Origin of the sequence: Halodesulfovibrio marinisediminis DSM 17456 (genome assembly GCF_900129975.1) — a bacterium.
Classification (GTDB): domain Bacteria; phylum Desulfobacterota; class Desulfovibrionia; order Desulfovibrionales; family Desulfovibrionaceae; genus Halodesulfovibrio; species Halodesulfovibrio marinisediminis.
This window is the reverse complement of the sequence record NZ_FSRG01000003.1, coordinates 422,997-441,174: the sequence shown is the minus strand read 5'-3', so window position 1 is coordinate 441,174 and position 18,178 is coordinate 422,997. Positions and strand designations below refer to the sequence as shown.

Here is an 18,178-nt window from a genome sequence, read left to right as displayed (position 1 = left end):
AATTCTCCTACACTAAGACTTCAGTCTAAGGATGGTGTCAAACATTTCATTAGCAGTGGTAATCAACTTGGAAGCAGCATCAAAACTATGTTTAAATTTAGTTAAGTTTGATAATTCTTCGTCCATGTTAACTCCAGCCTCAGACTGCTGGCGCTTTTCAAGGTCTTTACTTACGGTCTCGTTGTAAACCTTGTTACGAGAAGCACCATCCATGTCAGAACCTACAAGCGCCGTGAGCGAACTCAGGTGTTTTGAGAATGTCGCAGCAGTACTTGTATGAATGGTATCTAACCTAACAGCCTTATCCTTCAATTTCTGTAAGGCAATTGCGTTAGTGTTATCACCGCTGTTAACCAATCCAAGTCCATTTACTACAGCAGCATTTATGCGTTTTGGATCATTTTTAATACGAGCCTCAAGCGCAATATCAGCAAGACCGGAACCACTAAAGTAAGTATTGAGCCCCACAGCTGCGAGTACGCCTGAAGTATCACCAGCAAACTCAAAACTCGCCCCCGCAGTTCTCGGCTTTAATTTCAATCGTCCGCCTTCAAGACTTGCTTGCAGCTTTGGGGCACCTGCAGGAGTATTATTAATTTTGTCAACAAGCTGCTGCATAGTCATTCCAGGAGTAATAGCTATTTCAAGCTTGCTGCCATCTGGTGCACCCTGTGCGGTATACATCTGAAAGCGCAAAGTTCCATCAGTAATCTTGTTGCCATACTCCAGGTTGGACTTATTAAGCACCATTGTAGGCTTTAGAACAGCATTTGTACTTGTGGTTTCTCGATAATGCACAAGACCTGCACCCTGCGAATGCTGATAGTTAGTCTGCCAGATAAGTTCCTTTGTGAACGCATCCATTCTCTCTCGATAACTTGCAATGCCGCTGTCACGGGCAGCTAACAATCCACCAAGGCGACCACCACTAAGACGACCTTCTTCATTACCATACCCCCCAAGAGGAGTAATATTCACAAAGTGAGCGGTTGTTTTTTTCCAGTACAAAGCATCCTTAGCAACAATGTTGAAAGAGTCGTTAACTGACAAATTCGTAGCTGGAGTTGAATCTTCAAACCAAATTGAAACTCCGTTAACTACCACCTTCTTATCAGCACCACCTGCAGTAAATTTACGCTCTTCACCGTTTTCATTTGTAAGCCATGTCTTGCCACCATCAATGGAAACTCTATATTGCGCAGTGCCAACTGGACCCGCTGTAACCATCTCAACCTTAAGTTCTTTTGAGCTCTGCCCCTCGAACTTAATTTCACCCTTAAACACAGACCCTGAAGCCAGATTCGCAGTTGCCTCCGGACCTTTCTGCGCCAATTCAAAAGCGTCAACGCCATCAACGAGAGTTTGACCTGCCTGGGTAATGATAGAAAATGACCCATCAGTCTGATGAATTGATTTAATTGGAAGCAACTCACCTAACTTGCGAACCTTACGATCTCGCTCGTCCTGCAACACTAAGTTCTCAGGTTGCTCCATGATACCTCGGTTTAACTCAGCAATCTCCTTCATTAATCCATTGGCATCAGCAACACCTAGCTCAATGGCCTTATTCGTTGCTTCATACTCATGCTTCAATGAATCATTCATTGTATGCAGCATTGTTGCCAACGTATTCGAGTACTCTGAAAGCTCCATACGGTACGCAGAACTGTCAGCATCTTGAGTTAGTGCATTCCAGCTTGAAAAGTACTTATTGAGCGCAGCAGAAAGTCCATAATTTTTCTCACCCTGCTTGAACAAAGATTCCACGCTGTAAAGAGTCTCAGCTTTTGCATTCCAAAACTGTTGCTGCCCATTAGAGGCCAAGAACTGTTGTTCTACAAAGTAATTGTAATGACGCTTAAGATTCACCGCTTCTGCGCCAGTACCGAACTGTAAGCTATTGCGCATAATCGGTGCTCGTGAAGCATAATTCACTGTAGCACGTGCGTAACCTTTTGTATCCGCATTGGAAATATTGTTACTGGTAACGTTGATGCCAAGCTTGGCATTCATCATTGCATTGTTACCAATGGACATAAGATCATAAATAGACATTCTGTGTGCTCCTCTTAACAAACTGGGGTGTGCCGCTACATTCCTAAGCCGCTACTGCGTTTCAGCAGCGGCACATCGAATCGATAACTATCGCTTAAGGTTGATTGCTTCCTGAAGCATCTCATCAGATGTAGTAATAACCTTAGAGTTGGACTGATAACCACGCTGGGTTGTAATCAATCTTACCATCTGACGAGACATATCAACGTTAGACAGTTCCAGTGTATTTGAGGAGATAGTCCCCAGACGACCACTATTTGCTGTACTGATTATAGCCTGCCCTGATGTGGTGCTCTGAGCAAAAAGGTTACCGCCCTGAAGGGCAAGTCCCTGCATGTTTCTAAAGTCAGCAAGTCCAAGAACAAACAGTTCTTCTTTACGACCATTCGAATAACGACCAGAGACAACACCATTTCGATCAATTGTAATTTCCTGCAGGAACCCGGCAGTGTATCCATCCTGATTCATGCTGTGAGTTGTAGAAGCGATAGCATATGATGTTGCAGCCTTATTTGTCTTATTAAGATCAGCGGTTGCAATGCTTGCAAGGTTTGCGACGTTAGTCTCGGTCTGCGCCATTGTTTTATCTGAGTTCTCAAATTTTCTTGCAGCATTTTTTGAACTCATACCAAAATCAAGTGCAATTCGTTCCGGCTTCTCCGCACCAAGTGTATCATCAGTATCGTTCACACCAGTTAAGTTAGAGAAGTTAGCAGTGAAAATAGGGAAGCCATTTTCATCAAATTCAGCAGGTTTCCAGTTAGCTTTATCGTCTGGATCTGAAGGAGCTGCTGGAGTGCCAGCATTCTTATATGTGTATGCAGACATATTCTCCATGGCACCAGCACTGTTAAAAGTCATGGTACCTGCCATCAGAACGCCTTTTGTTTTTTTATCCTTAAACGCCTGACGACCATCTTCACTTGGATTAGCTGTTACAATGTACTCCCATGTAAGCTTACCGTCTTTGTCACGTGCTTTATCAAAGTACACTGTCACTTCATGTGCAGAACCAGATTTATCATAAACATTAATTGTCTTCTGATAAGAGTATGTGTTGTCACCAATTGGCTTCTTAGGTGATGCTACTGCATCCCATTTAGAGAAGAGTGCAAAAAGATCTGTACCCTTATCACCTGTCGGGGGAGTTGCTGGAAGGGATTTATCAACCGCTTTTTTCGAGAGGTTAACAGACAAAGAAACAATGCTCGTTTCTTTAGGTTCAGACTGGAAAGATTCCAGTCGAAGATCACCGATTGCACCTTTTGTTACAGAATCTTCAGAGTCACTTGCTGCCCAGCCCTGAACTCGGAGACCCTGCGGGTTTACAAGATATCCCTCTTTATTGAAGGTAAAGTTACCGGCACGAGTGTAATATTGTGAACCATTTACAGAGTCATTCACCATGAAGAAACCACGGCCGCCAATGGCAACATCTGTTACAGAGCCAGTATTTTCATAAGCGCCCTGTGCAAAGTTCTGATAAATTGAAGAAACACGGGCACCATGACCAATCTGACCTACAGATGCACCTAGAGAACGACTGGAATAAAAAATATCTTCAAACTGCACATTGCCGCTCTTAAAGCCGACAGTGCTGGTGTTAGCAAGGTTGTTACCAAGCACAGACATGCGCTCTGCGTGAGTAGTAAGACCAGAAATGCCAGTGTACATAGATCCCATAACGCTCATAAAAATATCTCCCTGGAAGCAGTAATTCTGTGGGTAAATTTTGCCTATAATTTTATTTAGTTTTATTAAGATGGCAGGGTAAAAAATGCCGCCATCTTAATAAAATCAATTCAATACGTGTGAGAGACTTAACTGTCTTTCTTTTTGTCGCTTGGGTATACAGGACGCTCAACTCTAGTAATATCAACAAGATTAATCTTACGTCCGCCTTCAAGCTCAAGGACTGTTCTTCCATCTTTCGAAGTAACACCTGTAACTTCACCAGCAACTTTCGAGCCAACTTTGATCAACTTGCCATTTTTATCGCGTGCTTCAAAGCCGACAGTGTATTGTCCCTCAGGTAATCTACCCTGTGAGTTAGTGCCATCCCATCCAAAGATATGTTCACCTTTGCCTGTTCCAGATAAAACAACTGTATCAACAATTCGTTTTGATGCGTCATAGACATGAGCCTTAATCGTTTCAACGCCTTCAGGAACAGTGTAGTATACATCGCTGCACATAGACGGCCCTCTGTAGATATTAGAACCGCCGGCTACAACGGATGTACCAATATAACCAACAGCATTTGTAACATTAATTGCCCCAAGGACTGCGTTGGACTGCTTTGTCGTTGTATTTAACTCAGTCAGTTTCTCAAGTGAGGTGAACTGTGCCAATTGTGCAAGCATCTGAGTATCATCAGAAGGCTTTAACGGGTTCTGGTTAGACATCTGAGCCGTCAAAAGCTTCATAAAATCATCTTTTCCAAGAGAGCTCTTTGGCTCTTTTGCTGAAAGATCTCTTGAATATGTTGAGTTAAGATATTGTGTTGTAGATACTTGCATGTGTTTTCTCCTCCTTGAGATTAGTGACGTGCGGTTAACAGGATGAAAGAATTCTTCGTAACTCAAGAACTTCTGAACGACATTCACGGCAAGATGCCATATGCCCTTCAACTTCTTTTCTACGAGCTATTGGAAGCTTCTTATCAAGATACGCGGCGACATCATTGTGTCCGGGACAAGCTTCCTTGCTTGTTGAAAGCCCTTCCTCAATTGTTCCACCGTAAACCAGTTCAAGCCATGTTGAAGATTTCTTCTGTTTCATAAAAACCCCCTCCTTACTTCTTGGCATATTCACCTATAGGTACGAGCCAAGAACGGCAGATCATCCATTAACGCTTTCTAAAGTTATCTAAAGTTATCTAAACAATTTTTCATACAAAAAAACAATCAAGCAAAACAGATTGTTAGACAAAAAAAAGGAGCCACATCACTGTGGCTCCTTTAGATATTCTTAATAAAAATGAAATAACTTAGCGGTTGCGACCTCTTGTCACCGCAAATTTCTTTGCATCAATTCCGTACTTCTTAACTTTATAGTTAACAATACGGTAACTCACACGCAGGTCACGAGCTGCCTGAAGCATATTGCCTCTAGCTTTCTTAAGAGCATCAACAAGAAGCTCCTGCTCAAACTTTGCTACAGCTTCGCAAAAAGAAAGGTTTGAATCTGTTGCAGTACTTTCAGCAGTCTGCAAGGACGGTGGAAGATGGTAGGTACGAATTACCTGCTCATCACAAACCAAAACAGCACGCTCAATGCAGTTCTTCAATTCACGGATGTTTCCAGGCCAGTGGTACTGCATTAAGAGATCAATAGCCGGGGTAGAAATACGCTTAATGTTTCGTTCGTACTCTTCTGCGTAAGTAGAAAGGAAATGCTCAGAAAGCGGTAGAATATCTTCACGACGCTCACGAAGTGGCGGAATAAAGACTGGGAATACATTAATACGGTAGTACAAGTCCTCACGAAACTCGCCTTTTTCAACAAGCTCTTCCAGCGGACGATGTGTTGCGCAAATAAGACGCACATCAACAGAGACTGTTTTTTCACTACCCAGGCGCTGAATTTCTTGTTCCTGAATTGCACGCAAAACTTTTGCCTGTGCAGTAGGGCTTAACTCACCTACTTCATCAAGGAACAAAGTGCCGTTATTAGCAAGTTCAAATAAGCCCTTCTTATCCTGCACTGCGCCAGTAAATGCGCCCTTCTGATAACCAAAGAGTTCACTCTCAACAAGTTCTGAAGGCAAAGCGGCACAGTTCAATTTAATAAGCGGATTATCACGACGAGGGCTTGCTTGATGAATAGCTTCTGCAAGCAGCTCTTTACCAGTACCGGATTCACCACGAAGCAATGCTGTCGCACGACTTGGTCCAACCTGTGAAACCTGATTAAGAACAAGTTTCATAGACTTGGAGGCTACAACAATATCAGCAGGAGCAGCACCGCCATCAACAGCCTCTCCACCACCAATACCCTGTGCCATCATGTGAGCCTGTCGCGCAATTTCTTCCTGCAAGTATGTTGCATGGTTTGCAACCATACCTGCCACAACTTCCAGAAAACGTGTCTGACCTTCAAGACTCTCTGCAGTATCACTCGGCAAGTCAACACTCAACGTACCGATAACTTCACCGGCAGAATCTTCATCAATGCCTGGTACTGTAATAGGTACACAAATAAATGCCAGCTCTGCCAATTCTTCGTCCGTACGACCAAATGCTTTGTTCAAGAATGCAGGATGGTCTTTCATTCTTGGAACAATAACAGGAGCACCTGTAGTAAACACCTGACCTGTTACACCAACACCCGGCTCGTATTCAATGGCTTCTTCTGACTCAAGACCGTGTGCAAGAGTCAGCTTGAGGGTGCGGGTTTCCGGATCAAAGATCACAATATGTGGTCTTTTGAAGTTGTGATTTTCCGACAAAGTTTGCAGCAGGGACTTAAGCGTCGTTTGAAACGGTTTTTGTGAACCAAGCTCAGAAACAATGCACTGAAGGGTTCCCATATATGGCTGCAGTTTGTCGTCTTTTTTCGTAGTAACACTCATGTAATTTGATTCCTAAGCTCCGGTCATGCCCAGCTGTCATGTGTTGTACAGCAGTCCGGAACGGGTTCAGCAATTATCTTACAGCGTAAGCAGACAGGGGGTAGCATCTGCTTCAATACAAGATGTGCATGGTGACGCATCTCATCCGCGCATATGAACCGACGACACTCTTCTGTTCGATATTCACCTACGTATAGAGTGTACCTTTTTTTAAAAGCAGTAACTACAGTAATCATCATAACAGGAAACAAAAACGTGCTGTTTCTATTACCGCTTAGTATGCAGGTCTTATGCAGGTATAGCCTACCAAAAGTGTATCGTCGAAAATTTTATCTATTGTATTGCTCTTCAATTGCACTCTGCGCTCATGACACTTTCAAAGCTTTATTCAATGCTATTAAAGTGATCAACCACACAGCTTGCGCCTGCATCTCTTACTCAGCAGCCAACACAAGGTCAACCCCGACAGGCTGGCAAGGCATTGGCAACAGGGAATTCAGATTCGAAATACATCAAGAGCCAACAATCAACCTCTTTCATATCTTCTAGAAATATCAAACAATTAAACATACAACATTACTGCTGCATCATATTGTTCTCATGCTCAATATTGTCACTATTTTTTAAGCTTGAGATTCAAGGCAGCTATCTTATGAGCATAAAAAGCCTTATTCGCTTCCGGAACATTTTCTTCAAGTTCTTTATATAATTTCACAGAAGTCTCTACGTCTCCACTCTTTTCAGCCATAATTGCTAACTGATGTTTTGCAGGCAACTTATAAGCCTCTGCTGCTGTCGGGAGCATTTGAGTCAGAACCTCTTGAGCCTTTTTGTAGTCCCCCATACGGGCATATGCATCTGCCCTGCCCAATCCAGCAAGATCACGCATGCTGTCTGCACCAAGATTCTGTAATGTACCCCATGCATCGGCTGCGGATACATAATCTTTAATACGTAAGGAAGCCTTGGCGAGAGCAAGTAATGCTGCCGGACGGATATCTTCAGGAGCTGCTTCGGCAAACGCTCTTAACTCATTAAGTTTTGCTTCTGTAGATGCCCCCTGAGAAAGAGTCATCAACTGTTGCTGAGCAACAAGAATACTCTGTTCATGCATATAACTATAGATACCGGCACCAGCTATTGCGCTGATAAGCAAAAACAGTCCTAAGGCAATCATCTTTATATGCTTCAGAACAAAATTCAGTAACGGTGCTGCTTCCTTAGAAACACTTTGCTGCAGAGAGTCCATTAATAACGGGGAATGCGGTTCTTTTTGTTCAGTCATATTCGCTCCTACACTGTTCTCAGTATCCAATTGAAAAAACGCTTTTTTTGTAAGCCTGCATTACGAAATTGTCAAAATATATTGTTTTTTATAACGCTACATCGTATCGAGTATCATTATAATTCGCCCAATTTCTGTTAGAAATACAGTACATACTCTTTTGATACGAGCTAGCGCATCTCTTGCAGTTTCAGCATCAAAAAGGTATTTCTTTGCATTGCTGCAGATTGCGTCTGTACCTGAAACAGACACAACCGCGAAGCACAGCATCTGAACCAGAAAATTGCTCATGCACACAAAAGTGCAAGAAACTAATATTACTCGGTAAATCGACACTACACAGGCTATTTCTGATGCATAGCCGGAGGACACATGGATACTTATCAACTATTAGAAGATATGGGAAAAAAAGCTTCTGCAGCAGCCCGTAAACTCACTGCAGCAAGCCCTGAAATGAAAGCAAAAGCGCTCATGCGCCTTTCCGAGCTTATTCTTGAAAAGCAGGATGCAATTACTGCTGCGAACGCAATCGACTTAGAAAAAGCTGAAGAAAAAGGGCTGGATGCTCCCCGTCTTAACCGTTTGCGTCTTACTCCGGAAACTATTGCCGAGATGGCAAACGCATGTAAATTTATTGCAGACATGGACGACCCTGTAGGTGCCATCGAAACACAGTGGCAACGCCCTAATGGTATGCTCGTAGGTAAAATGCGTATTCCGCTTGGCGTTATCGCTATGATCTATGAGTCACGACCTAACGTGACTATCGACTCCGGTATACTTTGCCTCAAGGCAGGCAACGCTATCATTCTTCGCGGCGGTTCCGAGGCTATTCACTCTAACCTCGAACTTGCAAGGCTCCTCCACGAGGCACTGGAGTACGCCGGCTTGCCAAAAGAGTGTGTTCAGGTTGTACCAACCACTGACCGTGAAGCAATTGCCGCTATGTGCAAGCTGGAAGAACATATCGATGTAATAATTCCTCGCGGCGGTGAAACGCTTATCCGTAAAGTTGTAGAACTTGCTACCATGCCTGTTCTCAAACACTACGAAGGTGTCTGTCACGCTTTCATCGACAAATGTGCCGATCTTGAAGAAGCTATCAACATCATCATCAACGCAAAAACACAACGCCCTGGCGTTTGTAACGCTCTGGAAGGTTTGCTTGTTCATAAAGATGTTGCTGAACAGTTTTTACCAATGGTGGCAAAAGAACTAGGTGCAGAACGCAATGTTGAATTCCGCGCCTGCCCACGCTCTTTCCCATTACTCGGCGCAACCGCTGTTGCCATGAGAGACTCTGATCCGGGTACTGAGTACCATGACCTTATCCTGCTGGTAAAAGTTGTAGACTCCATGCAGGAAGCACAGGACTACATAGCAGAAAACGGCTCTAACCATACTGAAATCATCTGCACTCAGGATTACAACCGTGCTTTGAAATTTATGCGTGAAGTTGACGCCTCATGCGTATCCGTAAATGCGTCTACACGTTTCAACGATGGTGGACAGCTTGGACTCGGTGCTGAAATCGGCATCAGTACTTCTAAACTGCACTCTTACGGTCCAATGGGTGTAAGAGAACTGACTACAACAAAGTTTGTTATCTTTGGTCAGGGTCAAGTTCGCCAGTAGCCATACTAACATACGCTTAATAAAAAAGATGGAGCAGTTATGCTCCATCTTTTTTTTGGATACGTACTAATAATCTTTTTTGCTGCCAGACTATCCCTTAAGAAAACAACCATCCTTCTAAACAGTAGTAGCCTGAATTTGTGTTTTTTTTCTTTGGCACGGTATGCAATCACATGGTATAGTCACACTAGTTTGTGTATACAATCCTTACAACTTCTAAAAAGATAAGCTTGTTATGAAACGTATTGGAATCCTTGGGGGAACGTTCAACCCCACCCATATCATGCATGTTCGTCCAGCGGTTGAAGTTGAAGAAGCTTTCAGCCTAGACCGTGTCGACTTTGTTCCCTGTGCAACCCCACCGCACAAAGCAGAAAACGGACTTCTCTCATTCGAACTACGTAACCGCATGATCAGGGCAGCTATCAACCGATACCCTAAGTTTACGGTTAACGAGCTGGAAGCTGAACGCTCCGGTCCATCATACACATATGACACGCTTCAGAACTACAAAGAAGCTGAAGGCGAGTGTGAACTCTTTTTCATTATGGGATCAATTGACTTGCCAACCCTCCCGGACTGGTACAAGGGGTTAGAACTTATCAAGCATGCTAACATCATCGTGCTGGCACGCTCTGATTCTGACGTCGAAGAGTTCAACAAATTATGTCCCGAATACTGGCCAGACTTAGAACTGCTTCCACCAGCAGGTAATATTGAATCTGCGTACACTGTCGGTGAACACAATATCTACTTTTTACCACAACCACGAATCGATGTTTCAGCAACACTTATCAGGGAACGCTGGATGCAGGATCGTGACATCTCATACCTGGTTCCAGACAGCGTTCTTAAGATTATGAATGACTATGCAGACATTATTTCTGCCTGTTGGAGCGACGAAAAAAAATGCAGGTAATGTAAAAAAACAATACCTGCAACTTGATAAAACTTCTCACAAAAAAGAAGCTAGCAGCATTACTGTGTTGCTAGCTTCTTTTTTCTAAATACATTGCCTGATCAGCTCGCTGCAACAACACTTCCGGCGTATCGCCATCTTCAGGATACATTGCCACACCGACGCTTACTCCAACACTGACAGAGAGCGTGGCTGAAATTCGAATTGGAACATCCACAACCCTGTGAATTTTTCGAACAACAACGTCTACATCGCAGGTGGAACGCACGTTTTCAAGGACAATACAGAACTCATCTCCACCAATACGTCCAAACACATCATGTTCACGTATCTGAGCATTGATTCGTTTTGCCAACTCCTTAATGACGATATCACCACAATGATGCCCATGTGTATCATTTACGTTTTTAAAATCATTCAGATCAATATACAGCACAGCAAAGGCACTTTGTTCATACCGAGCTGTTGCCAGAATACTATTCAGCTTTTCATAAAAAGAGCCCCGGCTAAACACGCCTGTCAGACAGTCCAGCGTTGCCCTTCGCTGCAAATCCAATTCTGCGCACCTCCGCTCGGTGACATCTGACAATATACCTTCGACATATGGAATCTGATTCTTTGGATCAATGCTCCAATGTGCAGAGATTTCCCCCCAAATCGGAGTTCCATCCCGCCTCATAAGCTGAGCATTAAATTTAGACTGACGCCCTACTGTCTGCACCTGCTCCATCAAGTTGATAAAGTCATCTCTTGCAACAAACCGGTCAGAAAAGTTATGAATATCTGTCGCAGATGCCCAGTCCAAAACTTCAAAACCGAAAATACGGTTAAAAGCAGGATTCGCTTCAATAATTTGTCCGGACTCCTCAATGCGAAACATCCCTTCAGCAGCATTAAGATACAGTGCTCTATATTTAGCTTCGGCTTCACGCAATGCAGCTTCAGCTTGTAGGTTCTCTTCCAGGTTGGTCATAACGCAAAGTATATTATTACTTGCCCCCACCTTGCTTACAGAAAACCATACAGGAACCATCTCTTCTTCAAAGGTAACAACATATCCTTGAAAATTCTGTTTTGCAGTTCCATCAAGAGTACTGCACACAGCCTGAAGACGCATTAACGTCTCTGCATCAAGTAACGTACTGATATGTGTGCCCTCAAAAGAATCTGAAGCACCTACAAGCTTACCAAGATGTTCATTAGCAAAATCAACTCGCCATGCTTCATCCAGCATCACAACACTTTCAGGTATATTTTGCGCAATAAGCTTATATTTTTCGATAGCACGATCATGGCGTGCATCTAACCGACTATACGAACAAGCCGATTTAACTGTGCATTCAAACATTTGCGCAGGACAAGAAAGAGGAAGCCAGGCAAATGGCTGTAAATGTCCTGCACGATCAAAGTCAACTTCATTTAAGTTGTTACAACAACAAATAACCGGTAATCTGGAAGCTTCCGGACATAAAGCTAGTTCGTGCAAAAGCGTAATAGTAGCATCACAATCTGTATTTGCAATTAATACAGAATATGGATTCTGCCTGAGCTCAGAACACACCTGATCTATAGAAACACCACACTGACAGACATTATATTCCTGCTGATTCAAACACTCAGCATTCCCCAATACAGCATCCGCATCATGTTCTAAAACTAAAAGACAATTCTTTATGTTGTCTGTGGCTGTCATGAAGCATCCCCTATTATTCATTACCCTCATTAAAGCGCCCCAACCATACAGACACCTTACGTCATGACACATGAAGATCATCACGTCTTCAACAGCACGAGTGTATTAATCGACAGATATTATTATTTATTTAATATTTTCTCACAGTTATCAACATACAGATTTAGCCCCCCGAATCTACTGATAACTGTACACATGGAAGAGATTACATAAGCAGCGAAAGTACGCTTTGCAGCACTCTGTCCGGCGTTATTGCCCGCATGCATGCCTGATCTTTTTCACATACTTTCTTGCCGTGCAGTGAACAAGGTCTGCAATCTTCATCAGCTTCCAGCACAATATCGGACAATCCTTCCGGATAAAATCCCCACGCCCGATGTGTCGGTCCGAACAATGCAACAACAGGAGTCTGTACACCACCCGCGAGATGCATAGGGCCAGAATCACCAGTAACAAGAACCTGTGAACAGGCAAGGACTGCACAGGTTTCTCGAATGGTTGTTTTTCCTGTTAAATCAGTAACGTTAGCGTTTTCTGCAACTGGAGAATTGCCAACACCGAGAACCACAACATGTACACCAGCATCTGCAAGCTTTGCAGTCAAGTCACGCCAGTTGTCATTAAACCATGCTTTATTCGGATGCGTTGAAAACGGATGCAGCGCAACTATTGGCTTTTCGCCTGCAATACGCTTACACATATTAAGTCCGTACTGTTTTTCTTCTTCGGATAAAAAAATCTGCGGAAGAAGTTCGAGACGGGAAGGCGCTTCTTCTTCAACAGCGAGAGCATACCGTTGCGGAACATTAAAACGCAGTAATTTTTCACCGCCAAGTTTGCCTTCTGTTTGAAGAAACAGTCTTCGCTGTAAGGAAAATTTAGGATATCTACGGACAGCACCTTTCCAGCACAGGGCTAGGAATCGGGAGCGCATAGTTCCATGCAGATCAAGCAGGCCTTTGCCTTCATTATCTTCGGCAAGCTGTTTAAAAAACGAATAGCCACTACTGGAACGCAGCTGTTTTTTATCGATTGAAATAATACTGTCGATAGCAGGATGACCTTCCAACACAGAAGCCCAAGGCTCCAATGTCAGAAAAGTAAAACGCCACCCGTATTTTTTATGCAGGTAGGAGAGCACACCCGTAGTAAGCACTACGTCCCCAAGTGCACTCAATCGCATAACTAACCACGAATTAGGTACATTCATATGTTCACTCTATATCGTATCGTTCAGGCAGAAACTATTTCCCAACAACCCAAAAAAATCATTACAAATCAAGTTTCGGAAGCGAAAAAGCGTCATCTTCAAATTCAATAACCTGATCTGTTAACTCGATAGGTTCTTGTCCCAAAAAAGAATTAGTGTCGCTTGCAGACGGTTCGGCAAATTCTTGAGAAAGCTTTGCAGATGTTACAGAGGCATTTTCCACAACCGAAACAAGGGCTTCTGTTTCAGAAACAAACTGAGAACAAGTAACGCCGGCTTTTGTAAAAATTGCAGTTAATGCCAATTCGACATTTTCCAACTGACTCAACACCTGTGCAGCACGCTTTACAGTATCACTATCGACGGTGGCAACATCTGGCTTATCTTGTTTTTCCAGAGTACTTAACCCATTAAACACTCGGTCCAATGCTCGCGAACCAAGGGTTTTACCATTGTCACTCGCCTCAGCTGCATGGCGACACTTTTCAGACAAGCCGCGAATTTCATCAACAATAGTGCCCATTGCTGTAGTATCCGCACCAATACGGGCGGCCTCAACATTGACGTTAATTGCCAGTGTTTCAAGGTGACGTGCAACGTCTTCATAACTTGCAACCTGCCATCCTATTACCTTCACAGCGCGTTCAATTTCTGAAAACTGTGATTTAAGTTCAGCAATAGTAGAAACAGGTAGACCCTTTGGTGTTACAAGGGCATCCAGCGCGGAGGATACCGCCGAGGATAACTCACTAAAAGTATTTACACGATGCAATGTCGCGAAAGCCTGTTCACTCTGTTTAGTAGCCTGGGTGATCCCTTTTTCCAATTTAAAGCCCGATTCGCGCAACTCCTGAACTTTCTCTGTAATCGACGCAAGCGAAGTAGACGAGTCATACACGCATGTTTTTAAAGCCTGTAACATATCAGATGCATTACCACTTGCGGGAATATTTACAGATTCAAGACATTGCCGCAAGCTGCGCTCAACTTCACGGCGAGAAACTTCTACATCACCAATAGCGCGACTCAATGCATCAAGCCCCAGATTGTTTTCAAGATCTGTGACAGGCTCCCCTACTGCAATTTTTTCTAAAGCCCTAGTCTGCTCTGTAACGTTACTCCACGCATCCCAGAGCGCAACTTCCACTGGAGACATACCACGCACTGTACTAAAAGATGGAGGTCGGTCACCTGACATCAGCCCAGCAGTAGCCTGCTCAACACGTGATACAAAGCTCCCTGTCGCTCTAACCATAAGCAGATAACTAATTAATGCAACAATGACAGCACCAGCCACAATTGCAACGCCCGGAATAATGGATGACTCACGTACAAATGCCAGCTTGTCCCGCTGAGAATCCGCAAGCTGCCTTATAGCAACGTTAACATTCGAAAGGCCTGAGCCAATATCTGTGTCAACTTCAAATGCTCTATTATAAAGCTGACCAAGCTGAATAAAATCTGTATTTAAATTTTTTGCAGCAACAATAGCTCGATCTAGCACCAACAGATCCATAGCTTTCATGCTGTTACGCAATGCAGTACAATTCTCAAGAAGCAACTCTGCATTTTCCTTCGCAGTATCGTAGTCCTTCTTCGTATTTGTTGCTTCCATCAACCGCAACGCAACCTGCACGTTCTGGATACTCGTCTGCATAGATTTAAGCCGCGCATTACGTTTTTTTTGCGCTTCCAGAGATGAGACGCTGAGCAAGGAAACATTTTGCTCAGCAATGATACCTGCGATCCGCTCAACATCTTCAGCGATATTTTGCACATTCTCTTTGGAAAGTTGAATATAGCGGTTAATTCCTGCTTCAAGAGTCTTTAGTGCTTCCAGCTTTTCTTTGTACCCCATGTTTGCTAGTTGGGCTCGTCGTATTACTGCTGCTTCATTTGAATTTTTCTTTACATCAAATTCTTTAAGCTCTTTGGCAAGTTCAGCACTCAGCGCAAGCAAGGCCTCATGCCCTGCACCGGAAAGAGATGCTTTATGTACCATAGCAATGCTGCTTTCCAACTGGGAAAGTCTGACAAGCGCATCATAATTTTTTGATAACCGCTGCTCACCGCTAATTCCAAAAAAAACAAGAGCTCCCATGAGCCCTAACAACAATACGTATCCGGTGACGAGCTTGGATCCTATTCGCATGAAGTACTCCGAAGATAAAAATGCATCGCCAAGTATGTACCCAAGTTCTCAAACTTGAGCAAACAGAAGGTTTCATCCATTCAGAACAAAATGGAAAAGTAAAATCCCGCGTACGATGGTTCTCATACACGGGATTTTAATGCTCGAATGCGTTTCGGTGCAGCACTCGAACAAAACAACTGAGCTATTATTCTGTTACAACTTGGTTCGATTCAGTACTCATCACAGAAGCTAGATCAGAAAAAACTTTAGTATACTCAGCTATTGCATTGACTTCATACACATCCTGAAGCTTACGCATCTGCCGCATCATCTGATCAAGCCTACCATCCTCGTTCACCAACAACCAGATTCGGCTTGTAGTGCTATCTTCTACCGGCAGACACAAAATAGCTTCTACGTTAAACGCACGTCGTGAAAAAAGGCCTGTCACATGTGCCATCACACCAGGATGGTTGTTTACATGAATATCTAAAACAGTACGTGCATGATTAGCCATTTGTATCGCCTCCAATCATTATTCTGTTTGCAGCTCCCGGAGGAACCATAGGCAGAACCTTCTCTTCCCTGCTTACAGGCATATGAATAAGACAAGGACCTTGGGTTGCTAACGCCTGTGCAACAATCTCTTCACTACATTCTTCTGCCAAGTCACAAACATGCCAGCCGAACCCGCGTAAGATAGCAACATAATCCAAGGCAACAGGGAACTCAGATGAAAAGCAGTTACCTTTAAAGAACAGTTCCTGCTGCTGATGTACCAAGCCAAGACACTGATTATTGAACAGAACAATAGTCACATCAACATTGTGCTCTACCGCGGTCGCAAGCTCCTGCATATTCATCAAGATACTTCCATCGCCGCTGAAGCAGATAACTTTTTTATCCGGCGCCGCAAGCGCAGCTCCTATAGCTACAGGCAAACCGAACCCCATTGTGCCGAGGCCACCGGATGTAAGCCACTGACGACCGCCGGTAAACGGATAACTTTGCGCGGTCCACATCTGATGCTTCCCTACATCCGTTGTAACAATAGTTGAGTCATCGGCAAGTTCACCCACAAGGCGAATAAATTTCTGCGGGGACTCAAAACCACTATCAGACGGGGCATGAGGAGGAAAAGCTGACTTGAGCGCTGCAATGTACCCAATCCATTCTTTTCGTGACTTAGCATCAATTTGCGGAAGCAATCTTGAAAATACGTCACGAATATCGCCAAGAATGCCAAGACTTGCAGAACGGAGCTTATCGAGTTCGCAATGGTCGATATCAATATGAATAACTTTCGCGTTCGGGCAGAACTCGTTTACTTTACCCGTTGCACGATCATCAAACCGAACACCGGCAGCAATAATCAAATCACAGCCTTCCATAACCATATTGGTGTAGCGCTCAGCATGCATACCCAACATGCCGATATTCAAATCATGATCCCGAGGAATAACACTCAAGCCCATCAGGGTCATAGTCACAGGCATTGAGGCCTTTTCAGCAAGCTTTTTGCACATAACATCCGCTTGAGCTGCTACAACACCGCCACCAACCCACAACACCGGGCGTGCTGCGCTATTGATCATTTTAGCGGCTGTTTCAATATCTGCATCCACAACTACCGGTGGTTCATCAGCTACGGCTGGTTCTGGAAACGCATCAATGGAAATCTCTTCCAGCTGAACATCACGTGGAATATCAACCAGAACAGGACCTGGACGACCTGAAGCAGCAATACGGAACGCTTCTGGGATTACTCTAAGGAGCTCTTTAGCCGAGCGTACAAGAAAGTTATGCTTTGTGATGGGAATAGACATCCCGTAGGTGTCTACTTCTTGGAATGCATCAGTACCAATCAGAGGAGTCGGTACCTGCCCAGTAATACAAACAAGAGGAACGGAATCTAATTTAGCATCTGCAATGGCAGTCACAATGTTTGTTGCACCGGGACCGGATGTAGCAAGACAAACCGCAGGTTTTCCTGTTGTTCGTGCCATCCCCTGTGCAATAAACCCAGCTCCTTGCTCATGCCGAGCAAGAATATGCGTAATCTTTTCACTACGTGATAACGCATCGTACAATGGCAGGTTAGCCCCACCCGGGATACCTGAAATAGTCGTGATGCCCTGCCGCTCTAAAAGGCGAACCGTACATTCTGCGCCGGTCATTTCTTGCATTGTTCTTCCTGCCCTGATCCAAGGTTCATAACCGGCGGAGATTCTGGATCATAAAAAAATCCGCCGGGGCCGAAGCGCTGGCGGAGTCATGTTTCACTAATATGCAAAACCCGTTACAACGCGACGACGTTCCTCACGACGTTGACGACGACCACGATGACGGAGACTAGCAGCGCGCTGCTAGTTGCAATCAAAAATCTTGTCGTGGTTGCGTTGCACATATTGTTTTCCAAGTTTTACAAAGTTGTTATTCCTTTTGATAACCAGATGTCCTTCTCCTGTCAACACGGTATACATTTTATTCAGTGAATCTAACATATTGAGCAAGCAAACAGTACGCACTCCCATACAATGGACACAAAAAAAGGTTCAGAATTACTTCTGAACCTTATATATTCTTGGTAGCGGGGACAGGATTTGAACCTGCGGCCTTCGGGTTATGAGCCCGACGAGCTACCGAGCTGCTCCACCCCGCGTCATCGTGAGAA

Annotated in this window: 13 protein-coding genes and 1 tRNA gene; 2 read left to right on the top strand and 12 right to left on the bottom strand. The window is 44.0% G+C overall.

The features are described from left to right. Positions 1-12 precede the first annotated feature (12 nt). From BUR09_RS02195 to BUR09_RS02170, 6 genes are all read right to left on the bottom strand, one after another. Entirely contained in the window at positions 13-2,055 is a 2,043-nt protein-coding gene (locus BUR09_RS02195) for a flagellar hook-associated protein FlgK (protein ID WP_074215316.1), read from the bottom strand. An 87-nt stretch (positions 2,056-2,142) separates the two neighbouring features. Beyond that, entirely contained in the window at positions 2,143-3,747 is a 1,605-nt protein-coding gene (locus BUR09_RS02190) for a flagellar hook protein FlgE (RefSeq protein ID WP_074215315.1), read from the bottom strand. 128 nt (positions 3,748-3,875) lie between these two features. Next, positions 3,876-4,574, bottom strand: coding sequence for a flagellar hook assembly protein FlgD (locus tag BUR09_RS02185; protein ID WP_074215314.1), 699 nt, complete (start codon positions 4,572-4,574; stop codon positions 3,876-3,878). Positions 4,575-4,608: 34 nt separating this feature from the next. Continuing rightward, entirely contained in the window at positions 4,609-4,836 is a 228-nt protein-coding gene (locus BUR09_RS02180) for an anti-sigma factor family protein (protein WP_074215313.1), read from the bottom strand. Positions 4,837-5,044: 208 nt separating this feature from the next. Beyond that, positions 5,045-6,628, bottom strand: coding sequence for a sigma-54-dependent Fis family transcriptional regulator (locus BUR09_RS02175; RefSeq protein WP_074215312.1), 1,584 nt, complete (start codon positions 6,626-6,628; stop codon positions 5,045-5,047). 616 nt (positions 6,629-7,244) lie between these two features. Further along, a complete protein-coding gene (locus BUR09_RS02170) occupies positions 7,245-7,913 on the bottom strand; it encodes a hypothetical protein (RefSeq protein ID WP_074215311.1) in 669 nt (222 codons plus the stop codon). Positions 7,914-8,285: 372 nt separating this feature from the next. Between BUR09_RS02170 and BUR09_RS02160 the strand changes: the two genes are divergently transcribed. Beyond that, the gene (locus tag BUR09_RS02160) at positions 8,286-9,548 is read left to right on the top strand and encodes a glutamate-5-semialdehyde dehydrogenase (RefSeq protein WP_074215309.1); all 1,263 of its coding nucleotides are present in this window, start codon (positions 8,286-8,288) and stop codon (positions 9,546-9,548) included. 235 nt (positions 9,549-9,783) lie between these two features. Beyond that, complete coding sequence (nadD, locus tag BUR09_RS02155; RefSeq protein WP_074215308.1) at positions 9,784-10,467, top strand: nicotinate-nucleotide adenylyltransferase; 684 nt, start codon at positions 9,784-9,786, stop codon at positions 10,465-10,467. A gap of 70 nt (positions 10,468-10,537) precedes the next feature. On the opposite strand, the gene BUR09_RS02150 is transcribed toward nadD, so the two are convergent. The 6 genes from BUR09_RS02150 to BUR09_RS02125 form a co-directional block, all read right to left on the bottom strand. Further along, a complete protein-coding gene (locus tag BUR09_RS02150; RefSeq protein ID WP_074215307.1) occupies positions 10,538-12,160 on the bottom strand; it encodes a sensor domain-containing protein in 1,623 nt (540 codons plus the stop codon). A gap of 205 nt (positions 12,161-12,365) precedes the next feature. Further along, a complete protein-coding gene (locus BUR09_RS02145) occupies positions 12,366-13,370 on the bottom strand; it encodes a glycosyltransferase family 9 protein (protein WP_074215306.1) in 1,005 nt (334 codons plus the stop codon). 61 nt (positions 13,371-13,431) lie between these two features. Continuing rightward, positions 13,432-15,522, bottom strand: coding sequence for a hypothetical protein (locus BUR09_RS02140; protein WP_074215305.1), 2,091 nt, complete (start codon positions 15,520-15,522; stop codon positions 13,432-13,434). A gap of 187 nt (positions 15,523-15,709) precedes the next feature. Continuing rightward, positions 15,710-16,021, bottom strand: coding sequence for an acetolactate synthase small subunit (ilvN, locus tag BUR09_RS02135; protein ID WP_074215304.1), 312 nt, complete (start codon positions 16,019-16,021; stop codon positions 15,710-15,712). After that, entirely contained in the window at positions 16,014-17,690 is a 1,677-nt protein-coding gene (gene ilvB, locus BUR09_RS02130; RefSeq protein WP_074215303.1) for an acetolactate synthase large subunit, read from the bottom strand. Before ilvB ends, ilvN begins: the two co-directional genes overlap by 8 nt. A 399-nt stretch (positions 17,691-18,089) precedes the next feature. Then, a tRNA-Met gene (locus BUR09_RS02125) sits at positions 18,090-18,166 on the bottom strand. Between the last annotated feature and the right edge of the window lie 12 nt (positions 18,167-18,178).